14 protein-coding genes are annotated in these 19,837 nt (G+C 72.7%); 8 read left to right on the forward strand and 6 right to left on the reverse strand.

What is annotated here, in order from left to right; all coding sequences use genetic code 11:
* Nucleotides 1-8 precede the first annotated feature (8 nt).
* Genes ABZS58_RS36975 through ABZS58_RS36985 form a run of 3 tightly spaced genes read right to left on the reverse strand, consistent with a single transcriptional unit; the run spans nt 9 to nt 3,174 of the window.
* Complete coding sequence (locus tag ABZS58_RS36975) at nt 9-1,013, reverse strand: carboxymuconolactone decarboxylase family protein (protein ID WP_354788007.1); 1,005 nt, start codon at nt 1,011-1,013, stop codon at nt 9-11.
* Nucleotides 1,010-2,647: a GMC family oxidoreductase gene (locus tag ABZS58_RS36980; RefSeq protein WP_354788008.1), complete on the reverse strand. Its 1,638-nt coding sequence runs from the start codon at nt 2,645-2,647 to the stop codon at nt 1,010-1,012. The genes ABZS58_RS36975 and ABZS58_RS36980 overlap by 4 nt, the downstream gene beginning before the upstream one ends.
* A complete protein-coding gene (locus tag ABZS58_RS36985) occupies nt 2,644-3,174 on the reverse strand; it encodes a DUF5987 family protein (RefSeq protein WP_354788086.1) in 531 nt (176 codons plus the stop codon). The genes ABZS58_RS36980 and ABZS58_RS36985 overlap by 4 nt, the downstream gene beginning before the upstream one ends.
* Nucleotides 3,175-3,731: 557 nt before the next feature.
* Here ABZS58_RS36985 and ABZS58_RS36990 point away from each other — a divergent pair.
* The 8 genes from ABZS58_RS36990 (at nt 3,732) to ABZS58_RS37025 (ending at nt 16,847) form a co-directional block, all read left to right on the forward strand.
* A complete protein-coding gene (locus ABZS58_RS36990; protein ID WP_354788010.1) occupies nt 3,732-9,515 on the forward strand; it encodes an SDR family NAD(P)-dependent oxidoreductase in 5,784 nt (1,927 codons plus the stop codon).
* A 2-nt stretch (nt 9,516-9,517) separates the two neighbouring features.
* Nucleotides 9,518-9,958, forward strand: a complete 441-nt coding sequence (locus ABZS58_RS36995) for an acyl-CoA thioesterase (RefSeq protein WP_354788088.1) — start codon at nt 9,518-9,520, stop codon at nt 9,956-9,958.
* Complete coding sequence (locus ABZS58_RS37000) at nt 9,955-10,488, forward strand: flavin reductase family protein (RefSeq protein WP_354788012.1); 534 nt, start codon at nt 9,955-9,957, stop codon at nt 10,486-10,488. Before ABZS58_RS36995 ends, ABZS58_RS37000 begins: the two co-directional genes overlap by 4 nt.
* Nucleotides 10,485-11,840, forward strand: coding sequence for a cytochrome P450 (locus ABZS58_RS37005; protein WP_354788014.1), 1,356 nt, complete (start codon nt 10,485-10,487; stop codon nt 11,838-11,840). Before ABZS58_RS37000 ends, ABZS58_RS37005 begins: the two co-directional genes overlap by 4 nt.
* 93 nt (nt 11,841-11,933) lie before the next feature.
* A complete protein-coding gene (locus ABZS58_RS37010) occupies nt 11,934-13,904 on the forward strand; it encodes a CRTAC1 family protein (protein ID WP_354788016.1) in 1,971 nt (656 codons plus the stop codon).
* Complete coding sequence (locus ABZS58_RS37015) at nt 13,901-14,956, forward strand: enediyne biosynthesis protein (protein WP_354788018.1); 1,056 nt, start codon at nt 13,901-13,903, stop codon at nt 14,954-14,956. Before ABZS58_RS37010 ends, ABZS58_RS37015 begins: the two co-directional genes overlap by 4 nt.
* A gap of 96 nt (nt 14,957-15,052) precedes the next feature.
* A complete protein-coding gene (locus ABZS58_RS37020) occupies nt 15,053-15,985 on the forward strand; it encodes a hypothetical protein (protein WP_354788020.1) in 933 nt (310 codons plus the stop codon).
* 13 nt (nt 15,986-15,998) lie between these two features.
* Nucleotides 15,999-16,847 (forward strand): hypothetical protein, encoded by an 849-nt coding sequence (locus ABZS58_RS37025; RefSeq protein ID WP_354788021.1) that lies wholly within the window; start codon nt 15,999-16,001, stop codon nt 16,845-16,847.
* Between the two features lie 74 nt (nt 16,848-16,921).
* On the opposite strand, the gene ABZS58_RS37030 is transcribed toward ABZS58_RS37025, so the two are convergent.
* The 3 genes from ABZS58_RS37030 to ABZS58_RS37040 all read right to left on the reverse strand — a co-directional run bounded on the left by ABZS58_RS37030 (nt 16,922) and on the right by ABZS58_RS37040 (nt 19,777).
* Nucleotides 16,922-18,238 carry a squalene monooxygenase gene (locus ABZS58_RS37030; protein ID WP_354788023.1) on the reverse strand — a complete coding sequence of 439 codons (1,317 nt, stop codon included), beginning with the start codon at nt 18,236-18,238 and terminating at the stop codon, nt 16,922-16,924.
* A gap of 443 nt (nt 18,239-18,681) precedes the next feature.
* A complete protein-coding gene (locus ABZS58_RS37035) occupies nt 18,682-19,041 on the reverse strand; it encodes an SgcJ/EcaC family oxidoreductase (protein WP_354788024.1) in 360 nt (119 codons plus the stop codon).
* A gap of 28 nt (nt 19,042-19,069) precedes the next feature.
* Nucleotides 19,070-19,777, reverse strand: coding sequence for an SDR family oxidoreductase (locus tag ABZS58_RS37040; protein ID WP_354788025.1), 708 nt, complete (start codon nt 19,775-19,777; stop codon nt 19,070-19,072).
* Between the last annotated feature and the right edge of the window lie 60 nt (nt 19,778-19,837).

Genomic DNA, 19,837 nt, shown 5'->3' on the forward strand with positions numbered 1-19,837 from the left:
TCACGTGGTCAGGCCGTGGAGCCGGACGTTTCGTGTGCCGTGGCGAGCGTGTCGCCGCAACGGCGTGCCGCCGCCAGGGCCGCCCAGGCCGCCAGCCCGATCAGCCCGGCGTCGTCGTGACCCCCGGCCCGGACCTCCGCCACCAGGGAGTCCGTCACCCGGTACGAGGCGAAGGCGACGAGCATCGCCAGCCGTCCGGCGGCCCGGTCCGGCGCGGACAGGCCCGCGACGCGTGCGTCGAGCCGTCCGGACGCGTCCGCGAGTCCGCCCAGGGGAGCGGACCGTTCGTTCAGGCACTCGTGCACCAGGTCACGGACGGCGACCGGCACCGCCCGTTCCCCGGCGTCCTCGATCACCGTCGCCGCGCCCGCCATGGCGGCCGCGACGTGCGGCAGCCCCGCCGCCCATCGGAGGTCGGCGGGCAGCTGCCGCGCGGTGCCGACCCGGGAGCCGGTGGCCGGCAGCAACGACAGGGACTGCCCGGCCACCGGCTCCCGGCCCGCCAGCCGCCCCATCAACCGTGCCGCCACGGAACGGGCGCCGCCGAGCAGCGCAGGGGGGACGGCCGCGAGGGGCGAGTCCTGCAGGAAGACGTTCACCATGCGGTTGAGGTAGTGGAACGTGACCGCCACGCCGATCAGCTCCGGCGGGAGCACCGCCGGCAGCGACGGCGGCGGGTCGCCTCCGAGCCCGTGCACGACCGTCCGGTGGACGTCCACGCAGTACGGGCACGCGTTGACCGCCGACACCGCGGCGGCCACGCATTCGCGCTCCAGGCGGGTCGTCGTGCCGGACACGAGCAGGTTCTCCCGCACGAGGGACCAGGCGGCGGCGAGCACCTCCGGCGCGGCGGCGTGCAGGGCGACCGGCGGAGCGAGCAGGCCGAAGTCGCGTTCGACCTGCTCGTACACCTGCCGGACCAGCAGCGGTGCGCCTTTCGGGTGCACCGCGGGGACGTGCCGCAGATGCGACAGGGTGGCCCGCCGGGTGAGCCGGGCGATCGTGAAGCTCATGACCGCTGGCGGGCGACCGCGCGACGGCCCGCCGTATCACCGTCCGGTGACGGCGCGCCGTACGTCACCGCGATGCCCCGTTCCTGCGCCGCCCGCACGATCCCCGGCATGGCCCGCTCGGCCAGCGCCGCGATCGTCGAGGCCGGATTGACCGTCAGCGCGCCGGGGACCGCGGACCCGTCGGTCACGAAGATGCCGGGGTGTCCGCGCAGCTCGTGGCGGTCGTCCAGCGCCGAGGTCGCCGGGTCGTCGCCGATGCGGCACGACGCGAGCGGATGCACGGTGTAGGCGCCCACCAGGTCGTTCGTCCACGGCATCACGCGGGACAGCCCGTCACGCTCGAGGATGTCCTTGATGTCGGCGTCGGCCAGTGACCAGCCGTGCGCGGTGTTCTCCGTCGGCCGGTACCGCAGCGGGCCGTGGCCGAGCATCTGCTGCGAGAAACGGTGGGCGTTGCCGGTCTCCGGCGGCGGGCCGAAGACACCCTCGTTGTCGTCCTCGGACATGATGAAGATCGTCAGCCACGACTGCCAGCGGCGCAGCATCTCCTTCTTCTCCCGGCCGAACCAGCTGGGATTCGCGTCCGGCACCTGCGCCAGGATCGTGCCCAGCGCGGGCGGGAAGTAGAGCTGTTCCAGCGAGTAGCGCTCGAACTCGGGCAGGGAGCCGTCGAGCCGGTCCCAGCTGGCCACGGTCGGACCCCGGCCGATCTGGTACGCCTCGTACGCCCGCCCGTCCGGCCGCGACAGCTTGAGCACCTCGCGGACCCGGTCCTCGTCGAACACCGCGGTGTTGAGACGCTCGCCGTTGCCCGAGAAGTAGCGCCCGACGGCGTGCGGCAGCGGGCCCAGGTGGGGCTCCGACCGCTGCAGGATCACCGGGGTGGCGCCCGCGCCGGCGGCGACCACGACGATCTTGGCGTCGATCGTCCCCGCGTCGTGCAGGATCCGGTAGTCCTCCGCGTCGACGATGCGGTAGTGCACCCGGTAGCTGCCGTCGTCGTTGCGGGTCAGGTGCTGCACCTCGTGCAGCGGCCGGATCTCGGCGCCGTGGGCCAGTGCCGCCGGCAGGTAGTTGAGCAGCAGCGAGCGTTTGGCGTCGAAGCGGCAGCCGGCCATCATCCAGTTGCAGTTCGTGCACATGTCCACGTCGATGGCCGACGGCGCCGGGTTGGCGGTGCGGCCGGCGTGGTGGCAGGCGGCGGCGAACAGGCCACCGGCGTAGGGGACCCGGTCCCACGTCTGCTGGGTCACCGGCAGCGCCTCGGCCACCCTGTCGTACCAGGGATCGAGGACGTCGCGGTCGATGGCGGCGGGCCACATGCGCCGCCCGATGCTGCCGCGGCGCTCGAAGACGAACCGTGGCGCCCGGGGCATCGTGGCGAAGTAGACGACACTGCCGCCGCCCACGCAGTTGCCGCCCAGCACGCTCATGCCGTCACCGATGACGAAGTCGAACACCCGGGTGTAAGACGCGCCCAGCTTGAAGTCGTGCTCGAACTCCTCAGCCCTCAGCCACGGGCCGCGCTCGAAGACCTTCACCCGGGCGCCGCCGGCGGCGAGGTGGTAGGCGGCGATCGCGCCGCCGAACCCGCTGCCGATGACCAGGACGTCGGTGGATTCTGTGGCCGTCATGCCGGGCTCCCCGTGGCCGTGGTGGAAGGGTGGAGGTTCGCGAGCGGGCGGCCGTAGGAGAACGCGGGAAACCGCCAGAGCCCGTCCGGATCGGGCGACGCGTACCGCATGGCGACCAGACCCGGATGCCCGGCGGCCAGCGCGTCCACGGTGTGCATGTGCGGCGCGCTGTCGAAGGCCATGTTGCAGAACAGGGCGAGGCCGACCCACAACTGCTTGTCCGGGTGGTCGGGGCTGGTCAGCTCCTGGATCAGCGCCGTGCGGGCCTCGAAGGGCAGGGCCACGAACGGCGGCAGGTCCGGGTCCAGGTCGAGGCCCGCGGCGTCGGCGTGGTCCCGGGCATACGCGTCGAGCTCCAGGCAGATCGTGTCTAGTGCCGGCGCCAGGCCACCGGCGGGGTGCTCGAGCAGTTCGATCGCGCCGCTCGCGACAGCGCCACCGCCAGTGTCGACACCGGCGATCGCGGGGTCGTCGGCGCCGCGCTTTTCCCCGGGGACGATGGTGTCGGCGAATGCCTCCAGAACCATCGTGCGCGTCCGGCGTTCCGCCGCCTCGTCGGAATCCACGGCACGCTCCTTTACAAAGGTCGAGATGTCGTTTCCGGATGGGGTCCGATCGTAGCCATGGTGGTATCAGCAGGGCCTCCGCGTCCATCTCCTGCGTTGCGCTGATCAGCGGAAAATAGTGATTCCCACTTTCCACTCTTCCATTTTTCGCAGTGCCCGGAGTTGATTTCCCCGCGATCCGCTGCCACGGTCGTAGTGGCGACCCTGAATCACCGCAAGGCAGGAGAACCGTCGGCCCGTGAATGCGTAACAATGAGGCCTCAGGGTAGACCGGAGAAGACGATGAGTGCTTGGAACGAGCTTCGACACCGAATTATGACCCTCGATGTGCGGCAGGCAAAACCCAGTACGCGGGGATTTCACCTCTGCGGGATGCCGGTGAACGAGGCGACACGGATGACCGGCGCGGCGCGGGCCGGGCTGCCCGCCGACGACGTCCTGCCCGCCTACGAGATCCGGCGCCAGCGCATCAGGGGCGCCTTCGTTCCGTTGGTAGCGACACGAAAGCCGAGTGAGCGATGACCAGTATTGCCGTGGTCGGGATGGCGTGCCGCTACCCCGACGCGCGTTCGCCGCAGGAACTGTGGGAGAACGCCATCGCGGGCCGCCGGGCGTTCCGGCGGCTCCCCGACGTCCGGATGAACCATGACGACTACTGGGACGCGGACCCGGCCGCCCCGGACCGCTTCTACGCGCGCAACGCCGCCGTCCTCGAGGGCTACGAGTTCGACCGGGTCGCCTACAAGATCGCCGGCAGCACGTACCGGTCCACGGATCTGACGCACTGGCTGGCGCTGGACACCGCCGCGACGGCACTGGCCGACGCCGGGTTCCCGATGGGTGAGGGCCTGCCCCAGGAGCGGACGGGTGTGATCGTCGGCAACACCCTGACCGGCGAGTTCTCCCGCGCCAACCAGATGCGGCTGCGCTGGCCGTACGTGCGGCGGACCGTGGCGGCCGCGCTGCGGGCGGAGGGCTGGGACGACGAGAAGTTGTCCGGCTTCCTCGCCGCCTACGAGACGGCCTACAAGAGCCCGTTCCCGCCGCTGGACGAGGACACCCTCGCGGGTGCGCTGTCGAACACGATCGCCGGGCGCATCTGCAACTACTTCGATCTCAAGGGCGGCGGCTACACCGTCGACGGCGCCTGCTCCTCGTCGCTGCTGTCCGTGGTGACCGCGTGCCGGGCGCTGCTGGACGGGGACCTGGACGTCGCGGTCGCCGGCGGTGTCGACCTGTCCATCGACCCGTTCGAGGTCATCGGCTTCGCCAAGACCGGCGCTCTGGCCACCGGCGAGATGCGGGTCTACGACCGTGCCTCCAACGGGTTCTGGCCCGGCGAGGGCTGCGGCATGGTGGTCCTGATGCGCACCGACCGGGCCGTCGAGGCCGGTCACCGGATCTATGCCTCGGTGGCCGGGTGGGGGATCTCCTCCGACGGCCGCGGTGGCATCACCAGGCCCGAGGTCGACGGCTACCGGCTCGCGCTGCGCCGCGCGTACGCCCGGGCCGGCTACGGCGTCGACACCGTCGGGCTCTTCGAGGGACACGGCACCGGCACGAAGGTCGGGGACGCCACCGAACTGCAGGCGCTGTCCGCCGCCCGGGAGGCGGCGAACCCCCAGGCGCCGCCGGCCGTCATCGGCTCGGTCAAGGGCATGATCGGGCACACCAAGGCCGCCGCCGGGGTGGCCGGGTTCATCCGCGCCGCGATGGCCGTGCACCACGAGGTGCTGCCTCCGAGCGTCGGTTCCGTCGACCCCCACGAGATCCTCACCGCCGACGGGGCCCGGCTGCGCACGCTGCGCAAGGCCGAGCCGTGGCCGGCCGCGACCGAGGTCCGGGCGGGTGTCACCGCGATGGGCTTCGGGGGCATCAACACGCACATCGTGCTCGAACGCCACGGGCCGCGCCGGTCCGTGCCGGACCGCCGGGTGCGGACGCTCGCCGCCTCGGCCCAGGACGCCGAACTGCTGCTGGTGGACGCCGCCTCGGCGGAGGAACTCGCGGCCCGGCTCGCCGAGCTGAGCGCTTTCGTTCCCGCGATCTCGTACGCGCAGCTCAGCGACCTGGCCGCGACGCTGCACCGCGACCTGCGGGACCGGCCGTTCCGGGCGGCGGTCGTCGCCTCGTCACCGCAGGAGGCCGAGCGGCTGCTGACCGCGGCCCGCGAGGCCGTCGAGTCCGGCGAGGCGACACTGATCCGCCCGGACGGCCATTTCCTGCTCGGACACGTCAGCGGCCCGGCCCGGGTCGGCTTCCTCTTCCCGGGGCAGGGCTCCGGGCGCGGCGTCAGCGGCGGCGCGCTGCGGCGGCGGTTCGCCGAGGTCGAGGACGTCTACCTGCGCGCCGCGCTGCCGGCCGGTAGCGACGCCGTCGCGACCGAGGTCGCGCAGCCGCGCATCGTCACCGGGTCCGTCGCCGGGCAGCACGCCCTGGCGCTGCTCGGCATCAGGGCGTCGAGCGCGATCGGGCACAGCCTCGGCGAGATCGTGGCCCTGCAATGGGCCGGCGCCATGGACGAGGACACCCTGCTGCGGGTCGCCGGCCTGCGGGGCCGGACCATGGCCGGGCACAGCCGGGCCGGCACGATGGCCGACATCGGGGCGCCTCCCGAGGCGCTCGACGCGATCATCGCGAACCTCCCGGTGGTCGTGTCCGCCTACAACGGCCCCCATCACACCGTCGTCTCCGGATCGGTCGACGCGGTCGAGGCGGTCTGCCACAACGCCCGGTCGGCCGGACTGAGCGCGACGCGGCTGCGGGTCTCGCACGCCTTCCACTCCCCGCTGGTGGCGCCGGCCGCGGACGCCTTCGCCGACGCCCTCGCGGACGAGACCTTCGACAATGTCGGGGCCAGGGTCGTCTCCACCGTCACCGGTGACGTGCTGCCCGCCCGGACCGATGTGCGTGGCCTGCTCCGCCGCCAGATCACCGACCCCGTCCTGTTCAACCAGGCGGTCGCGCTGGCCGCCAAGAACACCGACCTGTTCGTCGAGGTCGGGCCCGGCCAGGTCCTCGCGGGACTGGCCGGCACGGTCACGGACGTTCCGGTGGTCGCGTTGGACACCGACAGTGAATCGCTCGCGAGCCTGCTCCGGGTCGCCGGCGCCGCGTACGTCACCGGCGCCGCCCCCGCCCCGGCGGCGCTGTTCGACGGCCGGCTCGTGCGACCGCTGGAGGTCGGCGCCACGTTCTCCTTCCTGGCCAGCCCGTGCGAGCAGGCACCGGAGCTGAGCCCGGCGATCGAGCGCGGTCCCGCCGTGGCGGCGCCGCCCGTCGTCGCGGACCCCGGCGGGTCGGCGAAGGAGTCCACGCAGGACCTGCTGCGGCGGCTCACGGCGGACCGCGCCGAACTGCCGCTCGAGCTCGTCGGGCCGGACAGCCGGCTGCTCGACGACCTGCACCTCAGCTCGATCACGATCGGCCAGGTGGTGAACCAGCTCGCCCAGCGCCTGGACGTGCCGCCGGCCCAGCTGCCGATCAACTTCGCCACCGCCACCATCCGCGAGCTCGCGGAGACGATGGAGACCCTCGCGCAGACGGCCCGGGACAGCGATGCCGTCGCCATGCCGGCGGTGGCCGGTGTGGCCGCCTGGGTCCGGCCCTGGCGGGTCGATTTCGACGAGCAGCCGTTGCCGGCGGTCCCCGCCGACGCCACCGCCAAGAACGGGCCGTGGCACCTGCATGCCGACGCGGACCACCCGTTCGCCGCGGAGCTCGCGAGCACGCTCGAACTGTCCGGGCTCGGGGGCGGTGTCCTGGTCTGCCTGCCGCCCGACTGCACGCAGGAACAACTGGAGCCGGCCCTGCGGGGAGCCCAGCAGGCCCTCGCCGCCGGCAGCACCCGCTTCGTCCTGGTCGGACACGGCCGCGGCGCGGCGGCGATCGCCCGGACGTTGCACCTCGAGGCGCCGTCCGTGCTGGTCACCGTCGTGCACGTGCCCGCCGCCGACGCCACGGTCGAGCTGGTGGTGAAGGAGGTCGCCGCGACGACCTCCTTCACCGAGGTGCACCACGACGGCGACGTCCGGCGGGTGCCGACACTGCACGCGATGCCGATGCGCCCGGGAGCGCTGGTGGCCCCGCTCGGTGCGGACGACGTCCTGCTGGTCACCGGCGGGGGCAAGGGCATCACCGCCGAGTGCGCCCTCGCCCTGGCCACCGACAGCGGTGCCGGGCTGGCGGTGCTGGGCCGTTCCGACCCCGCCGAGGACGGCGAACTGGCGGCCAACCTGGCCCGGATCGCGGCGGCCGGCGTCACCGTGCGGTACGCCCGTGCCGACGTCACCGACGCCGCAGCCGTACACCGGGCGGTGCGGGACCTGTCCGCCGAGCTCGGACCGGTCACCGCGGTCCTGCACGGCGCGGGCCGCAACGAACCGGCCGGACTGGCAAGCCTGGACCCGGACGCGTTCCGCGCCGCGCTGGCGCCGAAGGTCGACGGTCTGCGGGCGGTGCTCGACGCGGTCGACCCGTCACGGCTCCGGTTGCTCGTGACGCTCGGCAGCATCATCGGCCGGGCGGGGCTGCGGGGCGAGGCGCACTACGCGACCGCCAACGACTGGCTGGCCGAGGAGACCACGGCCTTCGCCCGGGCGTACCCCGACTGCCGCACCCTGTGCCTGGAGTGGTCGGTCTGGTCGGGCGTCGGCATGGGCGAACGGCTGTCGGTCGTCGAGTCGCTCAGCCGGGACGGCGTCACACCCCTCACCGCCAGCCAGGGCATAGCGCTCCTGCGGCGGCTGGTCGCGGACACCGCGGCGCCGGTCGTGGTGGTGATCAGCGGCCGCACCGGGAGCATCCACACGGTCCGGTACCACCAGCGGTCGTTGCCGTTGCTGCGGTTCGTCGACCGGGTGCTGATCCGCTACCACCAGGTCGAACTGGTGGTGGAGACGGAGCTGAACGTCGGCACCGACCGCTACCTCGCGGACCACGATCTCGACGGCAACCTGCTGTTCCCCGCGGTGTTCGGGATGGAGGCCATGGCCCAGGTGGCCGCGGCCGTCTCGGGCGCCGACGTCGTCCCGGTCATCGAGCGGGCGGAGTTCCTGCGACCCATCGTCGTCCCGCCACACGGGAACACGAGGATCCAGGTGGCCGCGCTGGTGACGGACGACGACACCGTCGAGGTCGCGATCCGCAGCGAGGAGACCGGCTTCGCCGCCGATCACTTCACCGCGCGGCTGCGCCTCGGCGGCGACACCGTCCCGGAGGGCCCCCCGGACCAGGTGCCGGACGGGCTGGCCCCGGCCCCGATCGCGCCGCTCGACGACCTGTACGGCGTGATCCTCTTCCAGGGCGCCCGGTTCCAGCGGCTCCGGCAGTACCGCCGGGCCGCCGCCCGCCACGTGGACGCGATCGTGGCGGCCGACGACTCGACCGCGTGGTTCGCCCCGTACGTCTCCCCGACGCTGCTGCTGGGTGACCCGGGCGTCCGCGACGCGCTCATGCACGGCAATCAGGTGTGTGTGCCGCACGCCACGCTGCTGCCCGCCGGCGTGGAACGGATCCATCCCGGCGGGGCGAAGCTCTCCGCCGCCCGCGAGCTGCGCTACTGCGCCACCGAACGGGAACGCGACGGCGACACGTACGTCTACGACATCGCCCTGCGCGACGAGGCCGGGGTGACCGTCGAGCGCTGGGAGGGGCTGCGGCTGCGCGCGGTCCGGAAACAGGACGGCACCGGCCCGTGGGTGGCTCCGCTGCTCGCCCCCTTCCTGGAGCGTGGGCTCGGCGACCTGGGGATCACCGGCGTCGCGGTCGCGATCGAGCCCGCCGCGCCCGCGCCGGCGGACCCGGCCGGGCGGACCGCCGCGCGCCGCCGGACCAGCGCGGTCGCCGCCGGGCACGCGTTCGGACGGCCGGTCGAGATCACGTACCGGCCCGACGGTAGACCCGAGGTCGCCGGGGAGCACACCGTCTCGATCGCGCACGGCGCCGGGGTCACCCTCGCGGTCGCCGCGGAGGGTGTCCTCGGCTGCGACGTCGAGAGCGTGACGGCGCGCACCCCCGAGGAGTGGCAGGGGCTGCTCGGGCCGCACACCGGGCTGGCGGAACTTCTGGCCGGCCATCCGGGCGAGACCCCGGACATCGCCGCGACCCGCGTATGGACCGCGGTGGAGGCGATGCAGAAGGCCGGAATGCCGATGCACGGACCGCTCGTCCTGGCCGGCACGCAGCGTCCCGGCTGGGTGCTCTTCGGCGCCGGCAGTGCCCGGGCCGCCTCCTTCGTCACCAGCCTGCGCGGCGGCGAGGGGCACGTCGTGATCACTGTTCTGGCTGGTGCGAAGGGATGAGCATGGAGAGCTACTACGAGCTGCGGCACACCGTCGGGTTCGAGGAGACCAACATGGTCGGCAACGTCTACTACGTCAACTACCTGCGGTGGCAGGGCCGGTGCCGGGAGATGTTCCTCAAGGACCGGGCGCCGGCCGTCCTCGCCGACCTGCAGGCCGACCTCAAGCTCTTCACGCTCAAGGTCGACTGCGAGTTCTTCGCCGAACTCACCGCGTTCGACGAGATCGCCGTCCGGATGCGGCTGATCGAACTGGCGCAGACGCAACTCGAGTTCGGGTTCGACTACGTGCGCACGGGCCCGGCCGGCGAGACCCTCGTCGCCCGGGGGACCCAGCGCGTCGCCTGCATGCGTGGCCCGAACAACCGGACCGTGCCCACCAGGGTCCCGGAGGCGCTCGAGAGCGCCCTCGAGCCCTACACCGCCGTCGGGGGGCGGCGATGACGACCTTCGATACCGAAACGGTGTCCGACCCGGTGCAGATGCGTCGCGTCTACGGGACCTTCGCCACCGGCGTCACGGTGGTCAGTGTCGGTGGGGACGAGCCGCACGCCATGACCGCGAACTCGTTCAGCGCCGTGTCGCTCGACCCACCGCTGATCCTGGTGTGCGTCGACCGGGACGCCCTCATGCACCAGGCGCTCAGCCGCACCGGCGTCTTCGGCATCTCCGTGCTGGCCGCCGATCAGGAGGCCGTGGCGCGCCACTACGCCGACCGGCGCCGTGCGCTGGGACAGGAACAGTTCGAGTTCGCCGACTGGCGGCCGGGCGGGAGGACGGGCGCGCCGTTGCTCGCCGGGGCCGTCGCCCACATCGAGTGCGAGCTCTGGCGGTCGTACGACGGGGGAGACCACACGATCTTCCTGGGCTGTCCGCGGGGCATGCGCCGGTACGGCGACGGTGACGCCCTCGTCTTTCTCGGCGGCCGGTTCCACCGGCTCGACATGGCGCCGTCCGCCGTGGTGACGTCATGACCGCCGCCGTCCGCCCGCAGCCGATGAACGGGCCGTCGCGCGCCGCCGCCGTCAGCATGCTGATCATGATGGGCCGCGACCGCCTGGGCATGATGACCTCCGCGGCGGCCCGCTACGGCGACGCCGCACGGCTGCCGGTCGGGCCGAAGGAGCTCTACTTCTTCAACCACCCCGGCCACGCCAAACACGTGCTCGCCGACAACGCGGCCAACTACCACAAGGGCATCGGCCTGGTGCACGCCCGCCGGGCGCTCGGCGACGGGCTGCTCACCAGCGAGGGCGAGCTGTGGCGCAAACAGCGCAAGGTGGTGCAGCCGGCGTTCCAGAGCCGGCGCATCGCCGAGCAGGCCGGCGTCGTCGCCGAAGAGGCGGCCGCCCTCGTCGACCGGCTGCGGACAGTCGGCCGGGACGGCCCCGTGGACGTGCTCCACGAGATGACGGGCCTGACCCTCGGCGTGCTCGGGCGCACCCTGCTCGACACCGACCTCAGCCGCTTCCCGTCGATCGGCCGCGACTTCGCCATGGTGCAGGACCAGGCCATGTTCGAGCTCGCGTCGCTGAGCGCCGTGCCGCCGTGGGTGCCGCTGCCGCGTCAGCTGCGGTTCCGCCGCGCCCGCCGCCGCCTGCAGACGATCGTCGACCAGCTCGTCGACGAGCGCGGCGTCGACTCCGGTGACCGCGACGACGTGCTGTCGCGGCTCATCGTGTCCGCCCGGGCCGAGCCCGACCCCCGGGTCGGCCGGCAGCGGCTGCGGGACGAGCTCGTGACGCTGCTGCTCGCCGGGCACGAGACCACGGCCAGCACACTCAGCTGGGCGCTCTACCTGATCGACCGGCATCCCGACGTACGCCACCGGCTGCGGGAGGAGGCGGTCGCGGTGCTCGGCGACCGGCTGCCGACCTTCGAGGACCTCGGCCGGCTCCGGTACACGGCGATGGTCATCGACGAGGTCGTCCGGCTGTACCCGCCGGTGTGGATCCTGCCGCGCAAGGCGCTCGCGGAGGACATGGTCGGCGGGTACCGCGTGCCGGCGGGCGCCGACGTGCTGATCTGCCCCTACACGCTGCACCGGCATCCGGCCTTCTGGGACCGCCCGGAGGAGTTCGACCCGGAGCGCTTCGACCCGGTCCGGGCAGCCGCCCGCCCGCGGTACGCCTACATCCCGTTCGGCGCGGGACCGCGGTTCTGCGTCGGCAACCACCTCGGCCTGATGGAAGCCGCGTTCGTTCTCGCGATGCTGACCCGGGACCTGACGCTCACGAAGGTCGCCACGCACGAGGTCGTTCCGGAACCGATGTTGTCGCTGCGCATGCGCGGTGGCATGCCGATGAACGTCAGCCCGGCCGGCTGAAGGACAGACCGGGTGACCGCGGACCGCCGTCACCCATGACCGCACCACCCGAAAGCCCGTCCTCATAGGACGGGCGCCACCCGAGGGGGATCGTTGCCACCGAAACCAGTGGGTCCGCTGCGCCGGCTCATTCCTGCCGTCTTCGTCCTGGTACTCGTCGCGGGGCTGTTCGTGGTCTCGCGGCTGCCGTCCGCATCCCTGGCGGACCGGCAGACGATGGCATCGCGGTTCGCGTTCACCGAACTGCCCATCGCGCTCCCGCCGGGTCTGCCGCAGCGCACGATCCGCACCGTGAACCCGAAGTACGAGCACATCCGCTCCTGGATCTCGTCGGTCGGCGCGGGCGTGGCGCTCAACGACTTCGACGGGCAGGGCGGAGCCAACGACCTGTGCCTCGTCGACCCGCGCAGCGACAGCGTCATCGTCACCCCCGCGCCCGGCGGCGGCGCCGGCTACGCGCCGTTCGTGCTCGACCCGGCGCCGCTGCCGATGGGGCCGGCGATCGCTCCGATGGGGTGCACGCCGGGCGACTTCAACCTCGACGGCCGGATGGATCTGCTGGTCGTCTACTGGGGCCGGACGCCCGTCGTGTTCCTGCAGAAGGAGGACGCGCAGGGGCTGAGCCTGGCGTCGTACCACCCCGTCGAGCTGATCCCGCAGCAGCAGACCACCGACGGTCTCTATCGCGGGCCGCTCTGGAACACCAACGCGACCGCGGTCGCCGACTTCGACGGCGACGGCCGGCCCGACATCGGCATCTTCAACTACTTCCCGGACACCCAGGTCCTCGACCCGCAGGGCTTTCCCAACGTGCAGATGAACCACTCCATGTCCCGCGCGCAGAACGCGGGCGGGGCGCACGTCCTGCGATGGACCGGGGCCACCAGCGGCGCCGAGCCGAGCGTCACCTACGAGGTGCAGAACGCGATCGACCCCCGGTACGCCTCCGGCTGGACCCTCGCCTCGGCGTCCGCCGACCTCGACGGTGACCTGCTGCCCGAGCTGTACCTCGCCAACGACTTCGGCAACGACCGCTTCTTCCACAACGTGTCGGTGCCGGGCCGGATCAGGTTCGCCCTGGCCGAGGGCCGCCGCGGCCCGCTGGACCCCAAGTCGCTGGTCGTGGGGCACGACTCGTTCAAGGGGATGTCCGTCGACTTCGCCGATCTGGGGGGCAGCGGCCGCTTCGACGCCTTCGTCAGCAACATCACCGAGTCGTGGGGGCTGGAGGAGAGCAACTTCGTCTGGCAGAACACCGCCGCGACCCCTCAGGAGGCGCGGGCCCGGCTCAGCAAGGGCATCGCCCCCTTCGAGAACAAGGCCTCCGCGAAGAACCTCGCCTGGGTCGGCTGGGGCTGGGACGCGAAGATGGCCGACTTCGACAACAGCGGCCGGCTCGTCGTGGTGCAGTCCTGCGGCTTCGTCAAGGGCACGATCAACCGGTTCAACTGGCTCCAGGAACTGGCCGCCAGCAACGACCTGATGCTGCGTGAGCCGGCGATGTGGCCCAACGCGGAGCCGGGCGACGACATCGCCGGCTCCAACGCGCTGGCGTTCTGGGCGCCGGAGGGCAACGGCCGCTACGCCGACCTGAGCCCGCAGCTCGGGCTCGCCGACCCGACCCCGACGCGGGGCGTCGCCGTGGGAGACATCGACGGCGACGGCCGCCAGGACTTCGCGGTGGCCCGGCAGTGGGGGCCGCCGGCCTTCTACAAGAACACCAAGACGGAGGTCGGCGCCTTCCTCGGGCTGCGGCTGCACCGGCCCGCGCTCGGTGCCGCCCAGGCGGGCGACGCCGTCACCCCGGCGTACGGCGCACTGGCGCGGGTGACCACGGCGGACGGCCGGACCCAGATCGCCCAGCTCGACGGCGGCGGCGGGCACTCGGGCAAGCGCAGCTTCGACGTGTTCTTCGGGCTGGGCGCCCAGGGCGCCGCACCCGTCTCCGTCGAGCTGAGCTGGCGCGATCTCACCGGCGCCACGCACCAGCAGACCCTGTCGCTCGCCACCGGGTGGCACGACTTCATGCTCACCGACCAGGCCCAGGAGCTGACCAAGCCATGACGGACGTCAAACGCGCCCCGGAAGGCGCGACCACAACGGTCGGGGCCGACGGCGCGGCCCGCAACGGCGCCGGCCCGGACCGGGCACCGGCCGGCGTCGACCCGCGATCGCCCGTGCCCCGGGTGGACAAGCGCGACCCCCGCTACCTCGCCCTGCGCAACTTCGCCATCTCCATGTCCATCTTCAACATCCTCGGTTACACGATCCTCGGGTTCGAGCAGCCCTGGACCTGGCCGCTGTTCGCCCTGGCGATCGGGTACACCGCGGAGGTGGCGATCGAGGCCGTCGCGGCCCGCGCCCTGGGCCGCAGGCCCGCCTACAGCGGCAACGGCGCGTGGGGCGTCTACACGTTCCTGCTGCCGACCCACATCACCGCGCTCGCCGCGAACATGCTGCTCTACGCCAACGACCTGTTCTGGCCGATCGCCTTCGCGGTGGTGGTGGCCGTCGGGCAGAAGGCTGTGCTGCAGGCCCCGATCAACGGGCGCATGCGGCACTTCATGAACCCCTCGAACTTCGGCATCACCGTCGCGCTGCTCACGTTCTCGTGGGTCAACGTGGCGCCGCCGTACCACTTCACGGAGAACGTGCCCGACGTCTTCCGGATGTTCATCCCGATGGTGATCCTCACCGCGGGCACCATCCTCAACGCGATGCTCACGAAGAAGGTCGCGCTGATCGTGGGCTGGGTCGGCGGCTTCGTCATCCAGGCGCTGATCCGGCACTACGTCTGGGACGTGGCGCTCTGGGCGGCGCTGAGCGTCATGACCGGCGTGGCGTTCGTGCTGTTCACCAACTACATGATCACCGACCCGGGCACCACCCCCGGCAAACCGATGGACCAGTTCATGTTCGGCTCCACGGTGGCCATGGTGTACGGCGTCCTGATGCTCTTCAACGTGGTCTACACGCTGTTCTTCGCGGTCACGATCGTGTGTCTGGCCCGGGGCATGTACTGGTGGGTCAAGTGGCTGCTCGGGCGGCGCGGCGAACGCGCCGAGGTGCGTCCGGTGCCGCCGCCCGCGGCGGTCGATCTCCCGGTCGCCCGCTGATCCCGCTGCCGCGAACCGGCCGGTCCGTCCTCGCCGGACCCACGGCAAGGACGGGCCGGCCGCCTCCACTGTCATACCTCGTGAGATGAGGCTGTCATGACCGCAACACAACCAGCCACGCAACACCAGCAGGCCCCGGCCCGCTCCGGCCGGACCGGCCGGCTGATCGCCGGCAGCGTGCTCGCCGGCATCGCGCTGTCCCTGCTCTGGTCGTACGAGTTCGTCGACAAGACCATCGGCGACAACGTCGCCAACACCCTGCTGGGCCACGACGCCAAGGCGACCGCGATCGGCGGCACCGCGGCGGGACTGCTCTTCGCCTTCGTCTCGGGGCTCGCGGGCACGTTCACGGCCTGCAACATCGCCATGGCCGCCTCGATCGGGCCGATGACCCACGCCGGCGCCGGCGGCACCCCGGCGGCCGGCCTGCGCTTCATGCTCCGGCCGCTGGGCCTGCTCACCCTGGGGACGGTCGTGGTCGCCGCCGTCTACGGGTTCGTCGGCGTCCTGCTCGGCGACTCGCTGCCGCAGCTGTCGACGGCGACGACGGCCGGGGGCATGCCCGTGCGGCTCGTGCAGTCCGTCGTGGTCTTCGGCGTGATCGGTCTCGCGTTCGTCTATCTCGGACTCGCCGCCCTCGGCACGGTCCGGGACCCGTTCGCCCGCCGCCCGTTCGCCCGGGTGTTCGTGCTCGGCATGCTGGTCGGCGCCTTCCTGATCGGCCGGCCGTACCCGTTGTTCCACAAGCTCTTCCAGTGGGCCGCCGAGAACGGCAACCCGCTCTACGGCGCCGGTGCCTTCGTGCTGCAGTCACTGGGCAACATCGCGATCGTGGGCGTCCTGTTCGCCCTGGTCGTCCTCGTCACCCGCGGCGGCCTGGTCCGCTGGCTGGCCGCGCGACCGGCACGCACCCTCGCCGTCACCGGCGCGCTGCTGCTTGCCCTGGGCGTATTCACTGTCGTCTACTGGACTGTCCGGGTGCCCGCGATGTTCGGCTACGGCTGGTTCCCGACGATGCCCTACAACTGAGCGGAGGCGCCGCATGGACGTGTCGACCCGGCAGTGGGAAGGGATCCGCCGCGACGTCGCCACGGCCGGCGACCGGTTCGCCGCTCTGGTGGAGGCGGCCGCGGCGGACCGGCGGGCGACCCGGCACTGGTCGGTCGCCGACACCGCGGCCCACGTGGCCTCGCTGACCGACCTCGACGCCGTCATCACCAGGGCCTATCCCGACCCGGCGTTCCCGCTCCCCGACGTGCACGAGCAGTGGCGGCGCACGACGGTCGACCGGGTCGATCTGCTGAACGTCGCGGTGATGCGGTCGTTCGGGGAACGTGACCCGGGGACCCTCGCCGCCCGGATCCGCGCGGACTGCACGGCGATGCTCGACGCCACGCGCCACGTCGAGGCGTCGGCGCCGCTGCCCTGGCTGGGCAGTTCGACGCTGACGATGGCGGGTCTGCTCGCCCACATCGTCAACGAGTTCCACATCCACGGCCGTGACATCGCCCGGGCCGCCGGCCTCCCGCACGTGGTCCCGCCCGCCGAGGCGGCGCCGTTCTTCGAGGTCTTCTTCGTCGGGCTGGTCCGCGACGGGTACGGCCACCTGCTCGACACCGCGAAAGCGCTGCCCGACGTCCGGGTGGCGGTCGCGTTCGAATCGCGGTACACGCACCCGGTGACCCTGCTGCTCGCCGGGAACGTCGTGAGCGTCGCCGATCCGGGAACACCACCGGACGTCCGGGTCACCTACGACCCGGTCGTCTTCAACCTCATGCTCTTCGGCCGGGTCTCCGCGGTGCGGGCGGCGCTCTCCGGCGGCGTCCGCGTCGGCGGCCCCAGGCCCTGGCTGCTGCCCGCCTTCATGCGCAAGGTCCGCTGCCCGAAGTGACGACGCGCCCGAGGGCCGGGAGCGGGCGGGGTCGGGACCGGGCGGGGTCGGGACCGGGCGGGGTCGGGACCGGGTCAGCGGCTCGACCCGCGCAGGACCCGGCGCACGATCGAGGGGCGGAGCAGCCGGGCCGGCGGGTCCACGAGGTTGAGCACGCGCAGGAACGCGGCGCCCAGCACGGCATCGGCACGGGCGGCCGCGTGCAGCCGGTGCACGTACCAGTTGACCAGCCGCACCCGAGCTGAGCGCGGCCCCGGCACCTCGGGGAAGCGCAGGTCCGTGCCGACCGCGATGGACCACGGGCCGTCGATCAGCCTGCCGGCGCCGCGGAAGAAGCGCCGTGCCAGCCGATCCGGGCCGCCGGGCAGGAGGGAGCGCAACAGCAGGCCCTCGGTGGCTGCCACCGTCATGCCCTGGCCGTACACGGGATTGAAACTGCAGACGGCGTCGCCGACCACCAGGTAGCCGAGCGGGAAGCGGCGCAGCCGCTCATAGCGCCGGCGCACGCTCGCCGGATAGCGCATCCGCGCCGGACCGCCCACCGGGACAGCGTCGCGCACCAGCCTGCTGATCACCGGCATGCCCAGCGACTCGGCGAACCGCGTGAAGCCCTCGTGGTCCGGCGGCGGCTGCTCACCGAGCATCCCGCTGAGCGCCACCGCGAAGCGGCCGTCCTCCTGCGCGGCGACGATGCCGGTGCGCGGGCGACCCGGCACGGCATTGGTCAGCGCGCCGAGCAGACCGTCGAGATGACGGGGGTCGCGCTCGTAGAGGCGGGTGACGTAGGTGACGTCGACCGGGACCCGCTGCTCCGGCGGGGCCGGATAGCCGAGCCCGGCCAGCCACACCGGGCTGCGGGACGCCCGGCCGCAGGCGTCGACCACCAGGTCCGCGTGCATCCGGTACGCGGCACCGGTGCGCGGCGTCACGAGCACACCGGTGACCCGGCCGCGGTCCTCGGTGCTCAGCAGCGCGGTCACCTCGGCGGGCGGGCAGAAACGGACGTTGGCCAGGTTCCGCACCCGGGCGCGCACCGTGCCTTCCAGCAACGGGCGGCTGACCCCCACGCCGACGAGGTCCGACGCGGCCCGGCGCATCGGGTGGCCGTCGTTGCACCAGTGCACCTGCTCGTGCAGGTCGACCAGCGGCGCGCCGGCGGCATGCAGCTCGCCGCTGAGGCCCTCGAAGAGCTCGTCGAGGGCTCGCCGGCCCTGCGCCAGCAGCACGTGCAGCTGGCTGGACTGCGGGACCCCGCGCCGTGCCTGCGCCACATCGGGCAACGTGTCGCGGTCGATGATCGTGACGGTGTCGTACGTATCGCTGAGCACCCGGGCGGCGATCAGGCCGGCCATGCCGGCGCCGAGCACCACGGCGTTGCCTGCGGAGACCATGGCCGTGACGCTAGGCGGCCCCGGGCCCACCCGTCGTCTCCTGGCATGCGCACCTCGCACGGGCCGGGTGGACGGGCCGAGGACGGCACGGCCGGAGACGGGCGACCGTGCCGGCGATCCGCAGGGCGGGGCGACGCATACTCGCCGGGCCCGCACACGGCGGACACCACCTGCGGCGCGACACGAGCACCCTGGTGCTCGTCCTGATCGACCTGGCGCTGATGGCCGGCCTGGAGTGGATCCTGGTGCGCCGCCCACGGGGTGCGCTGAACCCCGCGAACACCGCCCCGGCGACACGCGGTAGCGCTCACACCCCGACGGTGACCGCACGGGACCTCGGCGACCCGCCGGCGGAGTCCAGTGCGGTCACCTCGATGGCCGATGTGCCGCCGAAGGGCACCCCGGGATGGTGGGTGCCCTTCCGGCAGCCGTCCCGGAGCGGTTCAGCCGAGCCTGGAGATCTGGTAGTGCGCGATGTGCCAGGCGTCGCCGGTACCCCGGACGATGACGCACAGGAAGGCGGCGACCGGCGGCCGGTCGGGGATCGTGAACTCCACCGACGCGTAGCCCAGGACGAGATCGTCGGCGAGACGGCGGGTCTCCCGCAGCTCGTACGCGGCGGCGAGGCCGGCCGGCTGCGACGCGTAGTACCCGGCGACGGCGGCCGGGCCGACGCCGTACGGGCGCAGACCCTGGAACACGGCGTCGCCGGTGAACAGCGCGGCCACCCGGTCGGGGTCGTGGGCGTCGACGGCGGACTTCCAGCCGTCCAGGACGCCGCGGAGAATGCTGTCCTCGGTCATCGAGGTCCTTTCCGAACGGCACAGAGGGTCAGTGACCGGCGGCGCGGCCGCCGTCGACGTGCAGGATCTCGCCCGTGACGAAGCCGGCGGTCTCCAGGTAGAGGATCGCGTCGACGACGTCACCCGTCTCGCCGATCCGGCCGACGGGTTGCTGGCCGCCGAGCGCGTCGTGCGTCTCCGGCGCGTGCATCGGGGTGCGGATGACGCCGGGGGCGACGGCGTTGACCCGGATGCCGCGGGCCGCGTACTCGACGGCCAGGGACTTCGTGACGGCGTTGAGGCCACCCTTCGTGAGTGAGGCGAGCGCCGACGGCTCACCCGAGTTCGGGTGGTCGGCGAGGCTGGCCGTGATGTTGACGATGTGCCCGCCGCCCTGGGTGAGCATCGCCGCGACGGCGCGCTGCGTCACGTCGAAGAAGCCGCGCAGGTTGACGTGGGTGACCAGGTCGAAGTCGTCGGACGTGTAGTCGGTGAACGGCTTGGCGACGAACACCCCGGCGTTGTTGACGAGCGTGTCGACGCGGCCGAACGTGCCCAGGGCCCGCTCGACGACGCGGGCGCCGACGGCGGGGTCGGCGATGTCACCGGCGACGGCCAGCAGCAGCGGGTCGCCGGACGGCTCGATCGAGCGGGAGTTGGCGACGACGGCGGAGCCGAGCTTGCGGTACGCGGCGGCGACGGCCGCGCCGATGCCCTGCGAGGCACCGGTGACGATGGCGACGTGCTGAGTGCTCATGGGACGCTCCTCTTCCGCTGGGCGGGACAGGTGACCGCGGCGTGGCTCGGGGCCGCCACG

Origin of the sequence: Dactylosporangium sp. NPDC005555 (assembly GCF_040605635.1) — a bacterium.
Classification (GTDB): domain Bacteria; phylum Actinomycetota; class Actinomycetes; order Mycobacteriales; family Micromonosporaceae; genus Dactylosporangium.

Coding starts and splice junctions, on each gene's coding strand:
- ABZS58_RS36975 (WP_354788007.1), bottom strand. CDS start 1,013: ATGAGCTTCACGATCGCCCGGCTCACCCGGCGGGCCACCCTGTCGCAT.
- ABZS58_RS36980 (WP_354788008.1), bottom strand. CDS start 2,647: ATGACGGCCACAGAATCCACCGACGTCCTGGTCATCGGCAGCGGGTTC.
- ABZS58_RS36985 (WP_354788086.1), bottom strand. CDS start 3,174: ATGGTTCTGGAGGCATTCGCCGACACCATCGTCCCCGGGGAAAAGCGC.
- ABZS58_RS36990 (WP_354788010.1), top strand. CDS start 3,732: ATGACCAGTATTGCCGTGGTCGGGATGGCGTGCCGCTACCCCGACGCG.
- ABZS58_RS36995 (WP_354788088.1), top strand. CDS start 9,518: ATGGAGAGCTACTACGAGCTGCGGCACACCGTCGGGTTCGAGGAGACC.
- ABZS58_RS37000 (WP_354788012.1), top strand. CDS start 9,955: ATGACGACCTTCGATACCGAAACGGTGTCCGACCCGGTGCAGATGCGT.
- ABZS58_RS37005 (WP_354788014.1), top strand. CDS start 10,485: ATGACCGCCGCCGTCCGCCCGCAGCCGATGAACGGGCCGTCGCGCGCC.
- ABZS58_RS37015 (WP_354788018.1), top strand. CDS start 13,901: ATGACGGACGTCAAACGCGCCCCGGAAGGCGCGACCACAACGGTCGGG.
- ABZS58_RS37020 (WP_354788020.1), top strand. CDS start 15,053: ATGACCGCAACACAACCAGCCACGCAACACCAGCAGGCCCCGGCCCGC.
- ABZS58_RS37025 (WP_354788021.1), top strand. CDS start 15,999: ATGGACGTGTCGACCCGGCAGTGGGAAGGGATCCGCCGCGACGTCGCC.
- ABZS58_RS37030 (WP_354788023.1), bottom strand. CDS start 18,238: ATGGTCTCCGCAGGCAACGCCGTGGTGCTCGGCGCCGGCATGGCCGGC.
- ABZS58_RS37035 (WP_354788024.1), bottom strand. CDS start 19,041: ATGACCGAGGACAGCATTCTCCGCGGCGTCCTGGACGGCTGGAAGTCC.
- ABZS58_RS37040 (WP_354788025.1), bottom strand. CDS start 19,777: ATGAGCACTCAGCACGTCGCCATCGTCACCGGTGCCTCGCAGGGCATC.